The organism is Variovorax sp. 10N420, assembly GCF_056394705.1.
On record NZ_JBFTIJ010000002.1, the window covers coordinates 299,924 to 317,467 of the forward strand.

The following is a 17,544-nucleotide window of genomic DNA, read 5'->3' on the forward strand; positions in this document are numbered from 1 at the left end:
CATGTGCACCTTCTTTCGATCGCAGCGGTTGGTTTCGAAGTGCGCGTCCGTGCTTTTGCTCGCGCTCCCGTTGGCCGCCCAAGCTGCCTCCTTCTGCCTCGACAGCGCCAGGCATCCGCCGCCGCCGCGGGCGCTCGCCATGGCCGCCGCCGCGCAGCGCGAACACCTGGCTTTTGGCGGCCAAGCCATGGACGCCGAGGGCCGGCTTACTGAATCGGGCCTCTCCGAGGCCGAGGACGTGCGCGCAACGCGCTTCTCGCCGGCGCCCTGGCAGCGCGTGCTCGGCTACTGGGAAGCTGTCCAGTTCAAAAAAGGCGAAGAAGGGCGCCTGCCGTCGCTGGTGCGATTCGGCGCCCTTCTGCCGGCCGATCGGCGGCTGCTCATCCAAGCGCTGAATCAGGCGAGCACGGACCATCTGCAGGGCCTGGGCGTGGGGCCGGATCAAGGCCTGCAGTCGCACGAGCTGCGGGCCGCCAGGACCGCGATCGATCGCGTGGCGGTGATCGACACACCCTGGTCCGCGGCCTTCGTGAGCTGGCTTGCACGCGAAGCCGGACTGTCGCCGCAGGAGTTCGAATTCTCGGATGCGCATGCCGACTACGCAGGCGCCGCTTGGCAGGCCGGCAGCGCCGAGGCATCGGGCCGCCCGACGTCCTACGCGATGCGGGCCTGCGACATCACGCTCACCACGCCGAGAGTCGGAGACCTGATCTGCCAGGCGCGCGGCACCCAGGCCGGCCTCGACAGCTTCGAGAAGATCGGCGAAGCCCTGGCCGCTCGCACAAGCAGCGGCGGTGCGCTGCCGATGCATTGCGACGTGGTGGTCGCGGTGGATGCGGGCGGCTTCGATGCCATCGGCGGCAACGTTCTGCAGTCCGTCACTCTGCGCCGGATGGCCTTTGCGCCCGGCAGCTCGCTGATCGATTCGAGTTATCTGCCCGGCGGCTGCAGTGCCGCGCAAACGGGTTGCGTGGATCGCCACCTGAGCCGACAGCCGTGGTCATTGCTGCTGCAATGGCGCTGAGTGATCCGATCGCAACAGCGCAGAACCGCTTTGCGCCCTGCGAGCCCGCGGTCGCCAAGTTCTCCATGTGACCGCTTCTCCTCTCAACGGGCTATGATCCGCGCGGCCAAGCGACCGCACTGCGGCTTCGTCGCTCGCAAGCGCCTCAAACCAAGAAGGAACGCAAGCCGATGTCGCAAAAGCCTGTGGGGCTGATCTATGGGGTCGACGAGACTCCGCCCGTCGGCGTCAACATCCTCGCCGGACTGCAGCAGGTTGGGCTGATGTCGATTTTCCTGGTCTACCCAGTGTTGATCGCGCAGGCGGCCGGCAGCACGGCAGAGGTGGCAGCGGCGATGGTCAGCGCCACAATGATCGCGATGGCCGTCGGCACCATTCTTCAGGTCATCAGGGTCGGGCCGATCGGCTCCGGCTTCCTGTGCCAGCCATCGCCCAGCGTGGTCTATCTCGTGCCCTCGCTGATCGCTGTACGCGGCGGCGATCTGTCGGCGCTGTTCGGCATGACGATCCTCGCCGGCCTCTTCGAGGTGGCCTTGGCACGCGTGCTGCCGCGCCTGCGCCCACTGTTCACGCCGGAGATCACGGGGCTGGTCGTGCTGATGTCCGGGATCTCCGTCGGCGTTGTGGGCCTGCGCACCGCGCTAGGTGGTTCGCAGCCAGACGCGCAGCCCGCGGAGATGGACGTCTTGCTGGGACTCGGCACGCTCGCTCTCATGGCCGCCCTCAACGTCTGGGGCCGTGGCGGCCTGCGCGTCTTCAGCGTGCTGATCGGCCTCGGCCTCGGTTGCCTCGTCGGCGCAGCGCTCGGCCGGCTGGACGCCCACGACATGGCGCGCGTCGCAACGGCGCCGGTGTTGTCCGTACCTTCCTTGGGGGCGATCGGCTTGTCTTTCGACGCGTCGCTGGTGTTGCCCTTTGTGATCGCATCGGTGGCTGCAGTGCTGAAGGTGATCGGCAATGTGACGACCGCGCAGAAGGCCAGCCAGACGGGCTGGGTGCGCGCCGACATGCGTTCCATCAGCCGCGGCGTGATGGCCGACGGACTGGCGTCGGTGGCCGCCGGCGTTCTGGGCGCGCCAGGCATCAACTCGTCCACGGGTGCGGTCGGCCTCGCGACGGCGACGGGCGTGGTCAGCCGCCGCGTCGGATGGTCTGTGGCGGCGATCCTGCTGCTGTTCGCCTTCGTACCGAAGCTGGGCCTTCTGTTCAACCTCATACCGCGACCGGTGCTCGGTGCGGCGCTGGTGTTCTCGTCCACTTTCATCGTCATCAACGGACTGATGATCATGACCTCGCGCCTGCTCGATGCGCGCAAGACGCTGGTGATCGGATTGGCGATTGTCTTCGGCCTGGCGGTGGAAATTTTCCCCGGACTGCTGGTGGTCCTGCCGGTGGCGCTACGGCCTTCCTTGGGCAATTCGCTGGTGCTGGGCACGCTCGTGGGGCTCGGCTTGAACCTGCTCTTTCGAATCGGCCTGCGGCGCAGCGTATCGATGACGATAGGACCGGCGGCCATCGACCCGTCGGCGCTGGAGCAGTTCCTCGATCTGCACGGGGCGACCTGGGGTGCGCGCAGCGACGTCATCGTGCGCGCCAAGTTCAACCTGGTGCAGTCCATCGAGACGCTGGTGTCGAGTGGCGTCGCCGCCGGTCCGTTGGTCATCGAGGCCTCGTTCGACGAGTTCAACCTCGATCTGCAGGTGTCATACGAAGGTCTCGAACTGGAGTTGCCGCAGCAGCGTCCGACGATCGACGAGATCATTGATTCGGAAGACGGCGAACGGCGGCTGTCCGGCTTTCTGCTGCGCAGCTTTGCCGATCGCGTGACGTCGCGGCGTTCAGGCTCGCAGGCGTCGGTCGCGTTCCACTTCGATCACTAGCCAGGGCACGAGAGGCATCGCCTCTTCTGCGCACTTCAGGCTGCGCGGGGCCGAGCGTTGACCAAACTGCCGCGAGAGGCACGCCGCGCACGACGGACGGGCGCATCAGCCGCAGCACCAAACCATTGCCCCACGACCAGTCTGACCTGCGATTTCATGGCAGCCACGGCCCGGCGATCGCCCGCCAGGTGCTTAAGCAAGCATTGCTGGAACAGGCCGTCGAACATCGCATAGGCCACGCTGCTGGGGACGGGCACCGGCGTTCCGGACAGTTCGGCGAAACGAGTGAGGACGCGCCAGATCATGCGCTCCAGGCTCTTGTCGATTTCGGCGACGTCGGCGCGGAACGCCTGCTCGAAGAGCGACTGCGCGCGCAGGTCATACCAGAGCCGATGCATGCTCGTGTCCTTTCGCAAGGTCTCGGCCAGGCTCTCGGTGAAGCCCTCCATCAGCGCGTTGAACGAACCGGCATCGGCGGTGACCTCGTCGTAGCGCGTCACGCAGCGCGCCTTGTACTGGCGCACGCTGCACAGGATCAGGTCGAGCTTGTCGGTGAAGTAGTAGTGCAGCACCCCGTGCGAGAAAGCGGAGTTCTGCGCGATTTCGCGCAGGCTGGTGCGGGCATAGCCGAGTTCGGCAAGGGTTTGCATGGCTGCCTCGCCGAGCTCGGCGCGGCGCTCGGCGAACTTGGGATCGGATGCGCGGGGCGTCTTGAGCATGTGCCGATTGTAGAGAGCGATCCCGCCTTGCGCCCGTGCAAACCCTCGCTTCTTGACAACTGTCCAGATTCATCTTGACAGCCGTCAAGACGACTCCTAGCATCGACTCGCGTTCCTTGACAGTCGTCCAAAAATCAACAGGAGACATCGTGCAGAAGTTCAACTTGACGGGCCGCAAGGCCTTGGTGACGGGCGGGGCGCGCGGCCTCGGCGAAGGCATGGCGCAAGCGCTCGCAGCCGCTGGCGCCTCGGTGATGATCGGCGACGTGCTTGCGCCCCTGGGTCGTGAAACTGCAGGCAAGCTCTCTGCCAGCGGCGCGAAGGTCGGCTTCGTCGCATTGGACGTCACCAAGGAAGAGGACTGGGCAGCAGCCGTACAGGCCACCATCGAAACGCTCGGCGGCTTCGACATCCTCGTCAACAACGCCGGCATCGAGATCACCGCGCTGGTGGCCGACGTTGACGCGGCCGACCTGCGCCGCATGCTCGACGTGAACATCGTCGGCACCGCGCTCGGCATGAAGCACGCCTTTCGCGCGATGCGCCCCGGGGGCGCTGCCGGCAAAGGTGGCGCGGTGGTCAACATCTCCTCGGTCGCGGCGACCATTGCCTTTCCGGCCATCGCGGGCTACTCGGCCACCAAATCGGCCGTGGACCGCCTGACGCGCGTCGGCGCCATGGAGGCCGGCAAGCTCGGCTACGGCGTGCGCGTGAACTGTATCTACCCCGGACTCGTGCCCACCGAGATGGGGACGAGACTCGCGGGTGACGTGGTCGCGGCGGGACTCTTCCCTTCGGCCGACGCGGCAGTAGGTGCAATCGTCGAACTGACCCCGGCCGGACGCTTGGGCGAAGTGAGCGAAATGGCCGATGCGGTGGTGTTCCTGTGCTCCGACGCCGCTCGCTTCATCACGGGCGCAGGCTTGCCGGTGGACGGCGGCATGGGCATGTGAACTGCGCGTTCCATTCACCACCACCGAGGACGACACAATGAGCAGCAGCAAGAAACCCGTCGTGGTCTACGGCGCGTCCGGCTACACCGGCCGACTCGTGTGCGAGTACCTGCGCGAGTACAACATCCCCTTCATCGCCGCGGGCCGCAGCAAAGAAAAGATCGACGCCGCGATGAAGTCCAATGTCGCGGGCATCGAGACCGCGAGCTTCGAAGTGATCGAGGTGGCGCACACGGTCGATGCGCTCACCGAGCTCTTCAATGGCGCTTCGGTCGTGCTGAACACCGTCGGCCCCTTCGCGAAATTCGGACCGGAAGTCGTGCAGGCGTGCCTTGCCGCGAAGTGCCACTACACCGACACCACGGGCGAGCAGGACTGGCTGATCACTCTCGAAGAGCAATACGGCGCGAAGTTCGCGGCCGCCGGCCTGCTGCTGTCTCCGGGCCTTGCGCAGATGTACACCACGGGCGAGATCGCCGCACAGTTGTGCCTGGAGACGCCGGGGCTCGACACGCTCGACATCGCGGTGTTCTGGGGTGGGAGTCCGACCATCGCATCGACGCAGACGATTCTGGTCAACGCCGCGACGTCCAAGGCCTACTACCTCGAGCAGAACCAGTACGTCGAATGGCAGGCTGACGCAGGCTTGTACAGTCTCTCGATCCCCGGCCAGCATGAGGCGGCGTTGGCGCTTCCATGGGGCGGCACTTCGCATCCTGTGTGGTTCAGGAAAGACCCTCGCGTGTCCAACGTGAAGGTGCTCGGCGGCGTGTTCAACAAGCCGTTGATGCAGGGCGTGCCGCACATTGTTGCCGCAGCCCTCAAAGCAACCGAAGGCATGAACCCCGACGACCGCTACGCCGCACTGGCCCAGACGGCCGCCGGTGTGATGAACACGATGCCCCCGCGCGAGAACCCGCGCATCAACAAGTCGGTCGATTCCGTTCACGCCTCTGGCCCGCTGGCGCGGGCGCACTGCGTCATCTTCGGCAACTGCAACTACAAGCAGACCGGCTTGCTGCAAGCCTATGCCGCCGCGTCGCTGTTGCAGCAGGCGCCCAAGCGCGTCGGCTTTGCGTCGGGCTGCCAGGCCTTCGGCCACCACGAGCTGCTGGGCACCTTGCGCAGCTTCGGACTGGTGCAGGCGCCGCTGTTGACAGTGCATCGCTGATCGGCGCGCGCCGTGCGGTTGATCGACTATCTCGACAAGGGCGCCCAGCTCGGCGACGGGGCACCGTGCCTGACGATGGGTGACCTGGACCTGTCGTATGCGCAGGTGCAGCGGATCAGCCATCGCGTGGCACGCGCACTGCAGCGCTCCGGGCTTCGCCCCGGACACAAGGTGGCAGTGCTCTCGGGCAACGACGCAGTGGCGTTCGCCTGTGTGTTCGGCATCTCGCGCGCGGGCGCCGTCTGGTGTCCAATCAATCCGCGCAACGAGGCGGTCGAGAACCGGTATGTGCTCGACGCCTTCGACTGCGCATGCCTTATCTTCCACAGCAACTACGCGGCGATGGTCGACCAGATCCGTGCCGAGTGCCCCAAGCTCACGACGCTCGTGTGCCTGGACAAGGCGCTGCCTTTTGCGCCTTCATGGGCGCAGTGGGTCGAGGAAGCGGGTGAGGAAGCGCTTCACCTCGAGCCGCCGGACGACCTCGCCATGATCGCCGGCACCGGCGGCACCACGGGTCAGCCCAAGGGCGTCATGCTGTCGGGCCGAAATCTCGAGACGATGTCGGCCTTGACCTTGATGGGCTACCCGTTCGATGGCCGTCCCACGTACCTGGCGCTCGCTCCACTGACACACGCGGCGGGCGTGCTGTGCTTGCCCGTAATGGCATTGGGTGGGCGCATCGTCATCATGCCCAGCCCCGATCTCGGTGACTTCCTCGGGTTGATCGAGCGTCACCGCGTCACTCACACCTTCTTGCCGCCCACGTTGATCTACATGCTGCTGCAGCATGAGCAGCTGGCATCGACCCGGCTCGATTCGCTGCAGTGCTTCTGGTACGGCGCAGCGCCGATCTCATCGGCGCGGCTGGAAGAGGCCCTCACAAAGATCGGCCCCGTCATGGCGCAGCTGTTCGGCCAGACCGAAGCGCCGATGATGATCTCGATGATGGCACCACGTGACCATTTCCACGCCGACGGCACGGTGGCGCGCCAACGCCTCGCCTCCGCAGGGCGCCCGGGCCCGCTGGTGCAGGTTGCGACTATGGCCACGGATGGCGCATTGCTGCCGACCGGTGAGACTGGGGAGATCGTGATTCGCAGTTCGCTGGTGATGATGGGCTACTACAAAGACCCGGCGGCCACGCAAGAGGCGTGGCGCCACGGATGGCATCACACCGGCGACATCGGCCGACTCGACGCCGACGGCTACCTGTACATCGTCGATCGCGCGAAGGACATGATCATCACGGGCGGCTTCAACGTCTATTCGGTCGAGGTCGAGCAGGCACTGATGCAGCACCCCGACGTGCAGGACAGCGCCGTCATCGGCCTGCCCGATGACAAGTGGGGCGAGCGCGTGGCGGCCGTGCTGCAGCTACGTTCGGGCCGCAGCAGCGACAGCGACAAGACAGTCGACGAGATTCAGGCCTTCGTGAAGGCGCGCATCGGCAGCGTCAAGACGCCCAAGCAGATCGAGATCTGGCCAGACCTGCCGCGCTCGAAGGTCGGCAAGGTGCTCAAGAAGGACATTCGATCGGTGCTTCTCGAACGGCTCTTGGCGCCCCCTTGAATCCTCGTCACGGTGCTGGCTCGCAGTGTCTCGACGATGTCCTCGGGCGCCATCGCACCGTGCGCAGCAGCAGCGTCGCGACAATCGTGAGGTTCAGCAGGTTCCATGCGATGCCGTTGAGGAAGGCCGCGTGATAGCTCCCCGTCAGATCGAAGACCTTGCCCGACATCCAGCCGCCCAGCGCCATGCCGAACAGCGTGCACATCAGCACCGTGCCGACGCGCGCACCGGCTTCGGCGGGCGGGAAATGCTCACGCACGATGATGGCGTAGGAAGGCACGATCCCGCCCTGAAAAAGTCCGAACAGGGCCGACACCACGTACAGCGACACAAGCCCGTCGAAGGGGAGGAAGAGCAGCAGCGCAAGCCCCTGCAACGCAGACCCCAGCAGCAAGGTGCGCAGCCCGCCGATCCGGTCACAGATCGCCCCGGAGACCAACCGGCTGATGATGCCGAAGCCCAGCATGATCGACAGCATCTGCGCGCCGCGCGCGGCGCCATAGCCGAGATCGCCGCAGTAGGCCACGATGTGCACCTGCGGCATGGCCATGGCGACGCAACAAGCTGTCGCCGCCACGCACAGCAGGCCCTGTGCCGTGCCAATGCTGAGACCGAATGGGCGCAGCGCAGCCGAAGACAACGCGGCCGTCGCGCCGCTGGCCGCGACGGCCGGCGCGGCAGCCAGCGCCGGCGGGCGGGGTCGCATGAACAACGCGAGCACCGCCATGGTCACACCACAGAACACGCCCATGCCGAAGTAAGTCTGCCGCCAGCCGACCGTCTCGACGAAATGCTGCACGATCGGTGGCCAGACCGCGCCGGCAACGTAGTTGCCACTGGCGCACAGCGCGACGGCAATGCCGCGTCGTCGCACGAACCACAGCGAGGTGTCGGCCACCAATGGCGCAAAGACCGCCGCACTGCCGAACAAGCCGACCAGCACGGCCTGCGCGGCAGTGAAGGCCACGATGCCACGGGAGAAACTACAGGCGATGTAGCCAAGCCCCACGCCCACTGCGCCAAGCAGCAGCGGCCACATCACCCCGAACCGATCCGCCAGGCGGCCCATCAGCACGCCGCCGGCGCCGAAGCCGATCATCAGCAAGGTGTACGGAAGCGATGCGTCCGAACGCGCGATGCCAAAGTCGGCCTGCACGGCGGGCAGCACCACTGACACCACGTACATGCCGCTGCTGCCCACTGTCATGAGCAGGATCGTCACCACGAGGCGCAGCGCCGCGTAACGCGAGTCCGGCAGGTGGCGAGACGGCGCAAGCAAGGTGTTGGAAGTCATGAAGCGAGCATATCCAACCGGCCGCAGACGACCGCCTCTGCGGTCGCCCACGATTCAACACAAAAGACACTACTTGGGTGCCATCGTTGTCAGCACCGCGACGCTCATCGCCTCCACGCTTGTCTTGATCGATGGCTCGGGCACCGGCGCGAAGAAGGGCGAATGGTTGAAGGCCAGCGGCTTGCCCCCGGGCTTCATCGACGCGGCAACGTCTTCGGGCGAGAGCACGCCGACAAAGAAGAACATCGACGGCACGCCGGCATTGACGAATTCCGAGAAGTCTTCGCTCGCGGTGATGGGCGGCACCGCCACTACCTTCGGGCCGCCGAACGCTGCCTTGAGCGCGGTGACGGTGCGACCGACCACGGCCTCGTCGTTGACGACGGCCGCACCGCCGGGCACCAGTTCAACCACCGGCTCGGGCGCACCACCCATCATCGCTGCCGCATTGGCGGTCCGACGAATGCCTGCGAGCAGCTTCTCTCGCACCTCGGGCTTGTACGAACGGATGGTGCCGCGCAGCACCACCGAGTCGGGAATGATGTTGCCTACAGTGCCGCCCTGGATCGCACCGACGGTGACGACTCCGAACTCCGCCGGATCCTTTTCGCGGCTCACCACCGTTTGCACATCGGTCACGAAGCGCGCTGCAATCGCGATGGGGTCGATGGTCTTGTCAGGCGCCGAGCCATGGCCGCCGCGGCCCTTGAAGGTGATTTCGAGCGAATCGGAATTCGAGCTGACCGGGCCGACCTTGTAGCCGACGAAGCCGTAAGGTGACGGCGACGTGTGCAGCGCAAATGCATAGTCTGGCTTGGGGAAGCGCTTGAACAGACCGTCCGCAATCATCGCCTTGGCTCCGGAGACGGTTTCCTCGGCGGGCTGCGCCACGAACATCAAGGTGCCTTTCCACTGATCCTTCATCGCGAGCAGCGTGCGCGCGGTGCCGACCCAGCTCGCCATGTGGATGTCGTGTCCGCAACTGTGCGCAACGAAAGTCTCCCGGCCGTTGGATTGCGTTTTCACCTTGCTCGCATATGGCAGTCCGGTCTTCTCTTCCATCGGCAGGGCATCGAGTTCGGTACGAACCAGCACCGTCGGACCTGCGCCATTCTTGTAGATCGCGACGAGGCCGGTGCCCCCGACTTTCTCGGTGACGTCGAAGCCGAGCTTGCGCATTTCATCGGCCAGCTTTGCGGCGGTGCGCACCTCCTGGAACGCGATCTCGGGATTGGCATGCAGGTCCTTGTAGAGCGTTTCCAGCGAAGGGTACATGCCGCCGACGATGGGCGTGATCTGCGCATGCAGGGCCGATTGGGTTTGGGCGCCGACGGACGCGGCGAAAAGAACGGCAGCGACCATCGCGCCGCCGCGGAACAGAACAGATCCCATTGCGAAGACTCCAGTGAAAAATTGGATGACGGAACCAAAGGCCCTCGTGCATTGTGAGGGCGTTTTTGGGACGGTCCCGCGGGAGGCTACTTCACAGGCACCGCGACCGCCGACGCAAGCTGTTGGCGCGCAGAGTCGTCAGTGTGACTCCCGTCGAACGCACCAAGCGAGTGCCGCATTTGTGCCGCGCGGCCTCCCTGCCTGTATAGCGCTCGCCCGGGGTGCGGATTGCCCCAATCTTGAGCACAAAACACCCAAATCAATGATCTAACTATTCGCACATTACTGTCTAAATATTGATCCCACGATAAGCATTCCAACCGATAACCTTCATCGCACGTCACCCCTTCAAAGACCTCGATGAAGCTCACATTCCTCTCAAGATTCAAGCGCTCGGCCGTGCAGGCCATTGGCGCCGCGCTCGGCCTCCTGGCCCTGAGCGCTCAAGCCCAGCAGTTGGGCACAAAGCCGCTGAAGCCAGTCACCATTGCCCTGGGTACTCAGGTGGTCAATGTGACCTATCCCTGGCTCACGCTTCCGATTGCCTTGGGTTATTGGAAGGAAGAGGGCTATGACGTCAAGATCGTTACCACCGGCGGCTCGCTCCAGGGCATTCAGCAGATGGTGGCCGGTGGGGTGGACTTCGCACAGGTGAACTCCACGGGCCTTGTCCAAGCCAACACCGAGAACAACGTGGCGGTGCGGGGTCTCATGGGCACTGGCGTCATCGACTGGGGCATTGGCATCCTCGAGGGCAGTGCAATCAAGTCTGTGGCCGACCTGAAGGGCAAGAAGATCGGCATCTTCAGCTTGGGCACGGGCGGCATGCCTCTCCTCAAAGGCTACCTGCGCGCCAACGGCATCAACCCGGATTCGGACGTACAGATCATCGCCACCGGTGCCGGCGCCCCCGCACTCGAGGCTCTCAAGTCCGATCGCGTGCAAGCTCTGATGTTCTGGGGTTCTGCACTCACTGGATTTCAAAATGCAGGAACGAAGATGCGCGTGATCTTCGACCCGGCTTGGCGCGCCCTGCCGGACTTCACCTTCGCCGCGATGCAGAAGACCATCGATTCGGACCCCGCGATGGTGGAGGCCATCTCGCGCGGCGCGGCCAAGGCGACGCTCTTCGCGCAGACCAACCCCGAATGCACGCGCAAGATCCACTGGAAGAACTTCCCGAGCACCAAGCCCACCGGCGCCGATGAAGCAACACTTGCCAAGTGGGATCTGGCGCTGCTGGAATCGCAGCTCGAATCCATGTCCGCCGCCTACACCATGAACGGCGGCAAACTGATCGGCGCGATGAACCCAGCCGCCTATGGCCGTATGCAGGACCTGATGCTCAAGGACGGTCTCATCAAGCGCACCCTGCCGCCCGAATCCATGCTCTACCTCAAGCCCGGTTTCGTGGAGGCGATCAACCGCTTCGACCACGCCGCCGTGATCGATGCCGCCAAGTCCTGCAATGGCGCCTGAATCCGTTCAGATGACGCCTGAAGAATTCGTCGCCGGCCTGCCCAAGGCCGAGCTGCACATGCACATCGAAGGCTCGATTGAGCCCGATCTGTTCCTGCGGCTGGCAAGCCGGAACGGCGTGGCCATCCGCTGGCAGTCCGAGGCGCAACTGCGCGCCGCCTACCGCTTCACTGACCTGCAGGACTTTCTGGACCTCTACTACGACGGCTGCCGGGTGCTTGTGCAGGCGCAGGACTATTTCGATGTGACGCGCGATTACCTCCGGCGCGCCCACGCGGACGGCGTCTTGCACGCGGAGATGTTCCTCGGCCCCCAGGGCCACACCATGCGCGGCGTACCCATTGCCACCGTGATGCAAGGCGTCTTCGCGGCGATGGACGCGGCACAGGCCGAGGACGGCATCACCAGCGGCCTCATCCCGGTGGCGCAGCGCCATCGCAGCGAGACGGAGGCGCTCGCCATGCTGGAAGAACTGGAGCCTTGGTACGGCCGCCTTCCGGGCTTTGGCCTAGGGGGCGCCGAAGTGGGCAACCCGCCGGCCAAGTTCGCCGAGTTCTTCCGCCGTTGCCGCGCTCTGGGCTTCAAGGTCGTGGCCCATGCAGGCGAGGAAGGTCCCGCAGCGTATGTGCGCGAGTCGGTCGAACTGCTGCAGGTGGACCGCGTTGACCATGGCAACGCGTGCATCGACGACACCGCGCTCGTCGAGATGCTCGCGCAGCGGCGCACGCCGCTCACGATGTGTCCGCTGTCCAACCTCAAGCTGCAGGTGATCGACTCGTTGGCTGCGCATCCGCTCAAGCGCCTGCTTCAAGCGGGCCTGTGCGTCACCGTGAATTCCGACGACCCCTCCTACTTCGGCGGCTACGTCAATGACAACTACCTGGCCTGCCAGCGCGAACTCGGCCTTGGGCACAACGAGCTGGCCCAGCTCGCGCGCAACAGCTTCGAGGCGGCGTTCATCCCGGACGCACAGCGTCGAGACGCAAACGCTCGCATTGACGACTGGATGGCGCGGGCCGCCCTATTCAAGAAAGACCACCGATGAGTTCGCTTTTGGCGTCTGAACCGAAGGCGCCTGCATTCAGATTCGACCGCCTGCACAAGACCTTCCGCTCCAAGGATGGCGGCAACGTCGTCGCGCTCCAGGACATCGACTTCCGTGTCCGGCACGGCGAGTTCGTGACCGTCGTCGGTCCCAGCGGCTGCGGCAAGAGTACGCTGCTTCGCATCCTTGCGGGCCTGGAGCGCGCCAGCAGCGGCAACGTCGAACTCGGCGGACGCGAGCATGTCGGCCCGAGCAGGGACGTGGGCGTCGTCTTCCAGGCGCCCGTGTTGCTGCCCTGGCGCAACGTCCTTCAGAACGTGCTGGTACCCGCGCAGATCCAGGGCCGCGATGCCAAGGCCGCGCGTGAGCGGGCCATGCATTACCTGAACCTGGTGGGCCTGTCCGGCTTTGAGACCAAGTACCCGAACGAGCTGTCCGGCGGCATGCAGCAGCGCGTGGGCATCGCCCGTGCGCTGGTCAACGATCCGATGCTTCTGCTCATGGACGAGCCCTTCGGGGCACTGGATGCCATGACACGCGAGACCATGAACGTGGAGCTGCTCAAGCTGCGCGAACGCACCGGCGCGACCATCATGCTCGTGACTCACAGCATTCCCGAGGCGGTTTTCCTCGGCGATCGGGTGATCGTCATGTCCCCGAGGCCAGGACGCGTCACCCAGGTGATCGACGTCGAGCTCCCATTGCCGCGCAGCTTGGACTTGATCAACACCGAGGGCTTCGGCAAGTACGTGTCCTCCATCCGCGCCAACCTGAACGCCAGCGGAGGCCTGGACTGATGAGCACAACCACCCCCAACCCGGAAAGCCCGGCCAACAAACTCACGCCCGGGCGGCGCCGCGCACTCATTGCGATGTTCTTCGTCGCAGTGATCGCTGGCTGGCATGTCGCGGTGACCGCACTGAATGTCTCGCACCTGATCTTCCCCGGGCCGGCTGGCGTTGCGCGTGCGGTCTACGATGCGCTCGCCTCTGGCGAGATCTGGCCGCACCTGGGCGTGACTCTCTACGAGATCCTTGCGGGCTTTGCGGTGGGGGCGCTTTCCGGCTTCGTGCTGGGCGCCCTCATTGGGCAGAGCGCCGTGCTCGAAGCTGTGCTCTATCCCTACGTGCTCGCCTTCCAGACGGTGCCCAAAGTGGCGGTCGCGCCGCTCTTCGTGCTGTGGTTCGGCTTCGGGACCACATCCAAGGTGGTGATCACGGCCACCATCGTGTTCTTCCCGGTGCTGGCCAACACCATCGTCGGACTCCGCTCCGCGCCGCGCGATCAGATCGACCTGATGCGCGCCTTCACCGCCTCCGGCTGGCATGTGTTCCGCATGGTGCGCCTGCCGCATGCCCTGCCCTACGTCTTCGCGGGGCTGGACATCGGGATCGTGCTGGCCGTCATCGGCGCGATCGTCGGCGAATTCGTGGGCGCCCAGGCGGGGCTGGGCTACCTGATCCTGCAGCGCAACTTCTCGATGGATGCCGCAGGCATGTTCGCCATCCTCATTGTCCTGTCCCTCATCGGAATCGTGCTGCATGCGATCGTGAAGACCATCGCACGGCGCGTCATCTTCTGGGCCGACGCCTTCACCGACCTGTCGCGCGGCACCTGATCAATCCCTCTTAGCCAACCAAGGAGCCCATCCAATGCACTCGTCCTCCGAACACGCGGTGGACGCACCGCGCCGTGCGTCCGCCGAAGAAATGCCAGTCCTCGACCTCGGAGCCTGGCTCGCGGGCGGCCCGATCGAGCCGCTCGTCGAGCAGTTCAAGGCTGCCTGCACCAACACCGGCTTCTTCTACGTGAAGAACCACGGCATACCGCAGGAAGCCATCGACGGCGTCTTCGAGGCCACCCGGCGCTACATGTCGCTGCCGATGGAAGAACGCCTGCGCGACAAGATCGACGAGCGCTTCCGCCGTGGCTTCATGCCCATGGGAGTGACGCAGCATCCGGGCCACAAACCCGACCTCAAGGAAAGCTACGAACTGGGCCTGGACCTGCCGCTGACCGACTCCGACGTGGCCTCGGGGCGCCCGCTTCACGGCCCCAACCACTGGCCGGCAGACAAGCCCTGGCTCGAACAGGCAGCCATGAGCTACTTCAACGCGAGCATCGAGCTGGGCCGCAATCTGCTGAAGGTGTTTGCCGCGGCCGTGGGCAAGGAAGAAGGCTTCTTCTTGCAATATGCGAAGAAGCCGATGGTGCAGGCTCGCCTCTTCCACTACCCGCCCCAGCAGTCGTTTACCAATCTGGAACTGGGTGCGGCCGCGCACACCGACTACGGCATGCTGACGCTGCTGGCGCAGGACCCGATCGGCGGGCTCGAACTCCGCACCCGAAGCGGCGAATGGGTGGCAGCGCCCTATATCGAGGGAACGCTCGTCATCAACCTCGGAGACCTGGTGAAGGTTTGGACCAACGACGTGTATGTGTCCAATCCACACCGGGTGGCGAACCGCACTGGCAAGGAGCGCTATTCAATCCCCACCTTCTTCAACCTGGACTACGACACGCCCGTAGCCTGCCTGCCCGAGTTCGCGCCGGCCTCCGGTGCCCCCCGGCATGCACCGATCAAGTCGGGCGAGTATCTGGTGAGCCGCTTCGCCGCCGTGCAGAAGTACAAGACCCCGGCCGAACTGGCGGCCGGGTAGCGTCTCAGACGGGCGCGCGGCCGGCCTTGGCGCGGCGCTCGATGTCCTCGAGCACCGCCGTCAGGTCACCGAGGAAGGTGTCGACCGCGAGCGGGAGGTTTCTCCCCTTGTGCACGCTGAGCGCAAAGCGCTGCGGCCTGGCACGCGGATCCTTGAGCGGGATGTAAGAGCCCGCGCGCGGGTTGCCGAAGGGATCGTCCAGTGGTCGGGTGGTGAAGGTCAGACACATGCCTTCCGCCGCGACGTTGCGCATGAGTTCGTACGAGTTCGTCTCCAGCGCCACCCGAGGCCGCACCTTGGCCTTGGCAAGCATCTCGTCGTACTGCTGCTTGGCCCACAGCGACGCATCCAGGGTGGACATGCTGTGCTCGGCACAGTCGCTTAGACGCAAGGTCTCGCGATGCTCCAGTGGATGGCCCTTCGGCACCAGCACGAACAGCGGCAGCAGACGCGAGTAGAGCACCGAAAGGTCCTGCAGTGCGACGTCTCCGAACGTGAAGCAGGCATCCAACTCGTCTTCGAGAACCATCTGCGCCAGTCGCGGGCTGCCGGCCACATGCACATTGAAAGACAAGCCCGGATAGCGATTGGAAAAGCGGGACAGGAACTTGGGCATGAGGTCCCGCACCAGCGACTCGGGCATCCCGAAATTGATGCCGCCCCGCTTCAGGCCCTGAAGAGATTCGATCTCGGAGTGAAGTCGGCGTGTCTCGTTGCCCACGTTCTTGTAGTAGCGCATGAGGGCTTCGCCCGCGGCGGTGAGCTTGACCTTTCCTCGCCCCTGGCGCCGCTCCAGCACCGGAGCGCCAAGCGCGTCCTCAAGCAGCGCAAGCTGCCGACTGATTGCCGACGAGGCGACGAACAGCGTCTCCGACGCCGCTCTGATCGACCCGGTGCGGACGACTTCCGCGAAGTAGCGAAGCGAAGTGGTCGAGACGGGATTCAAGAGGCGGCTCCGCAGCGCGATTGCCCAACAAGATCAGGGAAGCCGCGATGATGCCTGACACGGATATGCGTCGCTCACTTCGCTTTCCCCGGATCCTTGACGGCCGTCTGGGTGTCGAACTCCACGTTGTACAGCTTGCCCCCGACGCGTTCGACCTTGCGGATGTACACGTTCTGGACGATGTCGCGGGTCTGCGGATCGATCAGCACTGGGCCCCGGGGGCTTTCGAATTGCTGCCCCTTCATTGCATTGACCAGTGCTTCGCCGCCTGCGCCATTCGTCGTCTTCAGGCCCTCCATGATGACGCGCATGCCATCGTAGCCACCGACGGCCATGAAGCTGGGCCGCATGCCCTTGTTGGCTTTTTCGATCGACTCGACGAACTTCTTGTTCAACGCGGAAGGATGCGCGGCGGAATAGTGGTGCGACGTGATGGTCCCGAGCGCGACGTCGCCCATTTGTCCGAGTACATCGTCATCCACGATGTCACCGGTCCCGATGAGTTTGATCCCCGCCTTGTCCAGTCCGCGTTCCGCGAACTGCTTCATGAAGATGGCCGCCGAATCGCCCGCCGGCAGGAACAGGAAAATCGCATCCGGATTGGCATCCCTGGCGCGCTGCAGGTACGGCGAGAAATCAGTGGTGATCATCGGCATCCGCAACGCCTCGATCACCTGACCGCCTTTCCCGACGAACTGCTCCCTGAAGGTGGTTTCGGCATCGACGCCGGGTGCGAAGTCCGAGACCAGCGATACGACCTTCTTGATCTTGTTGTTGGCCGCCCAATCCGCCACGCCGACAGTCACCTGCGGCAGAGTCATGCTGGTACGCACGATGAAGGGAGACTTCTCTGTCACCGAGGACGTCGCTGCCTGCATCACGACCATGGGCGTCTTGCTCAGTGTCGCGACCGGGGCTGCGGCAAAGGCCTGCGGGGTCAGCCCGAAACCAGCCAGAACCGCGACCTTGTCATTCAATACAAGTTCTTGCGCCAGTCTTTTGGTGGTCGCAGGCACGCCAGCGTCGTCCTTGAGCACGATCTCCACTTTGCGGCCCGCGACGGTGTCACCGTGCTCCGCCAGATACAGCGATGCCCCGGCCTCGATCTGGCGGCCCATGTACGCGAATGGCCCTGTCACGGGCACGACCAGGCCGACCTTGATCGGATCTGCCGCAGCGGCCTGCCCGGAGGTAAGGGCCGCTGCGGCCAAGAGCGCGATCGCGGCGACACGAGCCGCGATTTTCCTGAAGATCATGATGTTCTGTTCCTTTAACCTTTGCGCCATTCGGTTCAGTATTGCATGCACGGCGACGCCGCGTTCGCAGACCGGGCAGCACCGATTGTCACGCTCGGTTTGTTCGGAACAGGAACATCCACGCCAGGGGATCAAGCAAGCGTCCGCCGGCGC

Annotated in this window: 15 protein-coding genes; 10 read left to right on the plus strand and 5 right to left on the minus strand. The window is 64.9% G+C overall.

Annotated features, from left to right (window positions below; all coding sequences use genetic code 11):
- The first annotated feature begins 49 nt into the window (after positions 1-49).
- Positions 50-1,024: a DUF2272 domain-containing protein gene (locus AC1DEK_RS05890; RefSeq protein ID WP_478124279.1), complete on the plus strand. Its 975-nt coding sequence runs from the start codon at positions 50-52 to the stop codon at positions 1,022-1,024.
- Positions 1,025-1,194: 170 nt separating this feature from the next.
- Positions 1,195-2,904, plus strand: coding sequence for a uracil-xanthine permease family protein (locus tag AC1DEK_RS05895; protein ID WP_478124280.1), 1,710 nt, complete (start codon positions 1,195-1,197; stop codon positions 2,902-2,904).
- A gap of 35 nt (positions 2,905-2,939) precedes the next feature.
- Here AC1DEK_RS05895 and AC1DEK_RS05900 read toward each other — a convergent pair whose 3' ends face one another.
- On the minus strand, positions 2,940-3,623 hold the full coding sequence (locus tag AC1DEK_RS05900; protein ID WP_478124281.1) for a TetR/AcrR family transcriptional regulator: 684 nt from the start codon (positions 3,621-3,623) through the stop codon (positions 2,940-2,942).
- A 149-nt stretch (positions 3,624-3,772) separates the two neighbouring features.
- Here AC1DEK_RS05900 and AC1DEK_RS05905 point away from each other — a divergent pair, with 149 nt between their 5' ends.
- Genes AC1DEK_RS05905 through AC1DEK_RS05915 form a run of 3 tightly spaced genes read left to right on the plus strand, consistent with a single transcriptional unit; the run spans position 3,773 to position 7,319 of the window.
- On the plus strand, positions 3,773-4,576 hold the full coding sequence (locus AC1DEK_RS05905) for an SDR family NAD(P)-dependent oxidoreductase (RefSeq protein ID WP_478124282.1): 804 nt from the start codon (positions 3,773-3,775) through the stop codon (positions 4,574-4,576).
- Between the two features lie 37 nt (positions 4,577-4,613).
- Complete coding sequence (locus AC1DEK_RS05910; protein ID WP_478124283.1) at positions 4,614-5,747, plus strand: DUF5938 domain-containing protein; 1,134 nt, start codon at positions 4,614-4,616, stop codon at positions 5,745-5,747.
- A 12-nt stretch (positions 5,748-5,759) separates the two neighbouring features.
- Entirely contained in the window at positions 5,760-7,319 is a 1,560-nt protein-coding gene (locus AC1DEK_RS05915) for an AMP-binding protein (RefSeq protein ID WP_478124284.1), read from the plus strand.
- 7 nt (positions 7,320-7,326) lie between these two features.
- Here AC1DEK_RS05915 and AC1DEK_RS05920 read toward each other — a convergent pair whose 3' ends face one another.
- Both AC1DEK_RS05920 and AC1DEK_RS05925 read right to left on the minus strand, forming a co-directional pair.
- Complete coding sequence (locus tag AC1DEK_RS05920) at positions 7,327-8,613, minus strand: MFS transporter (RefSeq protein ID WP_478124285.1); 1,287 nt, start codon at positions 8,611-8,613, stop codon at positions 7,327-7,329.
- Positions 8,614-8,682: 69 nt separating this feature from the next.
- The gene (locus AC1DEK_RS05925) at positions 8,683-10,005 is read right to left on the minus strand and encodes an amidohydrolase (protein ID WP_478124286.1); all 1,323 of its coding nucleotides are present in this window, start codon (positions 10,003-10,005) and stop codon (positions 8,683-8,685) included.
- 360 nt (positions 10,006-10,365) lie between these two features.
- Here AC1DEK_RS05925 and AC1DEK_RS05930 point away from each other — a divergent pair, with 360 nt between their 5' ends.
- From AC1DEK_RS05930 to AC1DEK_RS05950, 5 genes are read left to right on the plus strand one after another with little or no spacing between them, the layout of a single operon-like run.
- On the plus strand, positions 10,366-11,484 hold the full coding sequence (locus tag AC1DEK_RS05930; protein ID WP_478124287.1) for an ABC transporter substrate-binding protein: 1,119 nt from the start codon (positions 10,366-10,368) through the stop codon (positions 11,482-11,484).
- 10 nt (positions 11,485-11,494) lie between these two features.
- Entirely contained in the window at positions 11,495-12,529 is a 1,035-nt protein-coding gene (locus AC1DEK_RS05935; protein WP_478124288.1) for an adenosine deaminase, read from the plus strand.
- Positions 12,526-13,326 carry an ABC transporter ATP-binding protein gene (locus AC1DEK_RS05940; protein WP_478124289.1) on the plus strand — a complete coding sequence of 267 codons (801 nt, stop codon included), beginning with the start codon at positions 12,526-12,528 and terminating at the stop codon, positions 13,324-13,326. Before AC1DEK_RS05935 ends, AC1DEK_RS05940 begins: the two co-directional genes overlap by 4 nt.
- On the plus strand, positions 13,326-14,147 hold the full coding sequence (locus tag AC1DEK_RS05945) for an ABC transporter permease (protein ID WP_478124290.1): 822 nt from the start codon (positions 13,326-13,328) through the stop codon (positions 14,145-14,147). The genes AC1DEK_RS05940 and AC1DEK_RS05945 overlap by 1 nt, the downstream gene beginning before the upstream one ends.
- Before the next feature lie 34 nt (positions 14,148-14,181).
- Positions 14,182-15,189 (plus strand): isopenicillin N synthase family dioxygenase, encoded by a 1,008-nt coding sequence (locus tag AC1DEK_RS05950; RefSeq protein ID WP_478124291.1) that lies wholly within the window; start codon positions 14,182-14,184, stop codon positions 15,187-15,189.
- 4 nt (positions 15,190-15,193) lie between these two features.
- On the opposite strand, the gene AC1DEK_RS05955 is transcribed toward AC1DEK_RS05950, so the two are convergent.
- Both AC1DEK_RS05955 and AC1DEK_RS05960 read right to left on the minus strand, forming a co-directional pair.
- A complete protein-coding gene (locus AC1DEK_RS05955) occupies positions 15,194-16,135 on the minus strand; it encodes a LysR family transcriptional regulator (protein ID WP_478124292.1) in 942 nt (313 codons plus the stop codon).
- A 74-nt stretch (positions 16,136-16,209) separates the two neighbouring features.
- Complete coding sequence (locus AC1DEK_RS05960) at positions 16,210-17,391, minus strand: ABC transporter substrate-binding protein (RefSeq protein WP_478124293.1); 1,182 nt, start codon at positions 17,389-17,391, stop codon at positions 16,210-16,212.
- Positions 17,392-17,544: the final 153 nt, after the last annotated feature.

What these genes read in the sequence shown, in the direction of transcription:
- AC1DEK_RS05895 (WP_478124280.1), top strand. Translation starts at nt 1,195, where the DNA reads ATGTCGCAAAAGCCTGTGGGGCTGATCTATGGGGTCGACGAGACTCCG.
- AC1DEK_RS05900 (WP_478124281.1), bottom strand. Translation starts at nt 3,623, where the DNA reads ATGCTCAAGACGCCCCGCGCATCCGATCCCAAGTTCGCCGAGCGCCGC.
- AC1DEK_RS05910 (WP_478124283.1), top strand. Translation starts at nt 4,614, where the DNA reads ATGAGCAGCAGCAAGAAACCCGTCGTGGTCTACGGCGCGTCCGGCTAC.
- AC1DEK_RS05920 (WP_478124285.1), bottom strand. Translation starts at nt 8,613, where the DNA reads ATGACTTCCAACACCTTGCTTGCGCCGTCTCGCCACCTGCCGGACTCG.
- AC1DEK_RS05925 (WP_478124286.1), bottom strand. Translation starts at nt 10,005, where the DNA reads ATGGGATCTGTTCTGTTCCGCGGCGGCGCGATGGTCGCTGCCGTTCTT.
- AC1DEK_RS05930 (WP_478124287.1), top strand. Translation starts at nt 10,366, where the DNA reads ATGAAGCTCACATTCCTCTCAAGATTCAAGCGCTCGGCCGTGCAGGCC.
- AC1DEK_RS05935 (WP_478124288.1), top strand. Translation starts at nt 11,495, where the DNA reads ATGACGCCTGAAGAATTCGTCGCCGGCCTGCCCAAGGCCGAGCTGCAC.
- AC1DEK_RS05940 (WP_478124289.1), top strand. Translation starts at nt 12,526, where the DNA reads ATGAGTTCGCTTTTGGCGTCTGAACCGAAGGCGCCTGCATTCAGATTC.
- AC1DEK_RS05945 (WP_478124290.1), top strand. Translation starts at nt 13,326, where the DNA reads ATGAGCACAACCACCCCCAACCCGGAAAGCCCGGCCAACAAACTCACG.
- AC1DEK_RS05950 (WP_478124291.1), top strand. Translation starts at nt 14,182, where the DNA reads ATGCACTCGTCCTCCGAACACGCGGTGGACGCACCGCGCCGTGCGTCC.
- AC1DEK_RS05960 (WP_478124293.1), bottom strand. Translation starts at nt 17,391, where the DNA reads ATGATCTTCAGGAAAATCGCGGCTCGTGTCGCCGCGATCGCGCTCTTG.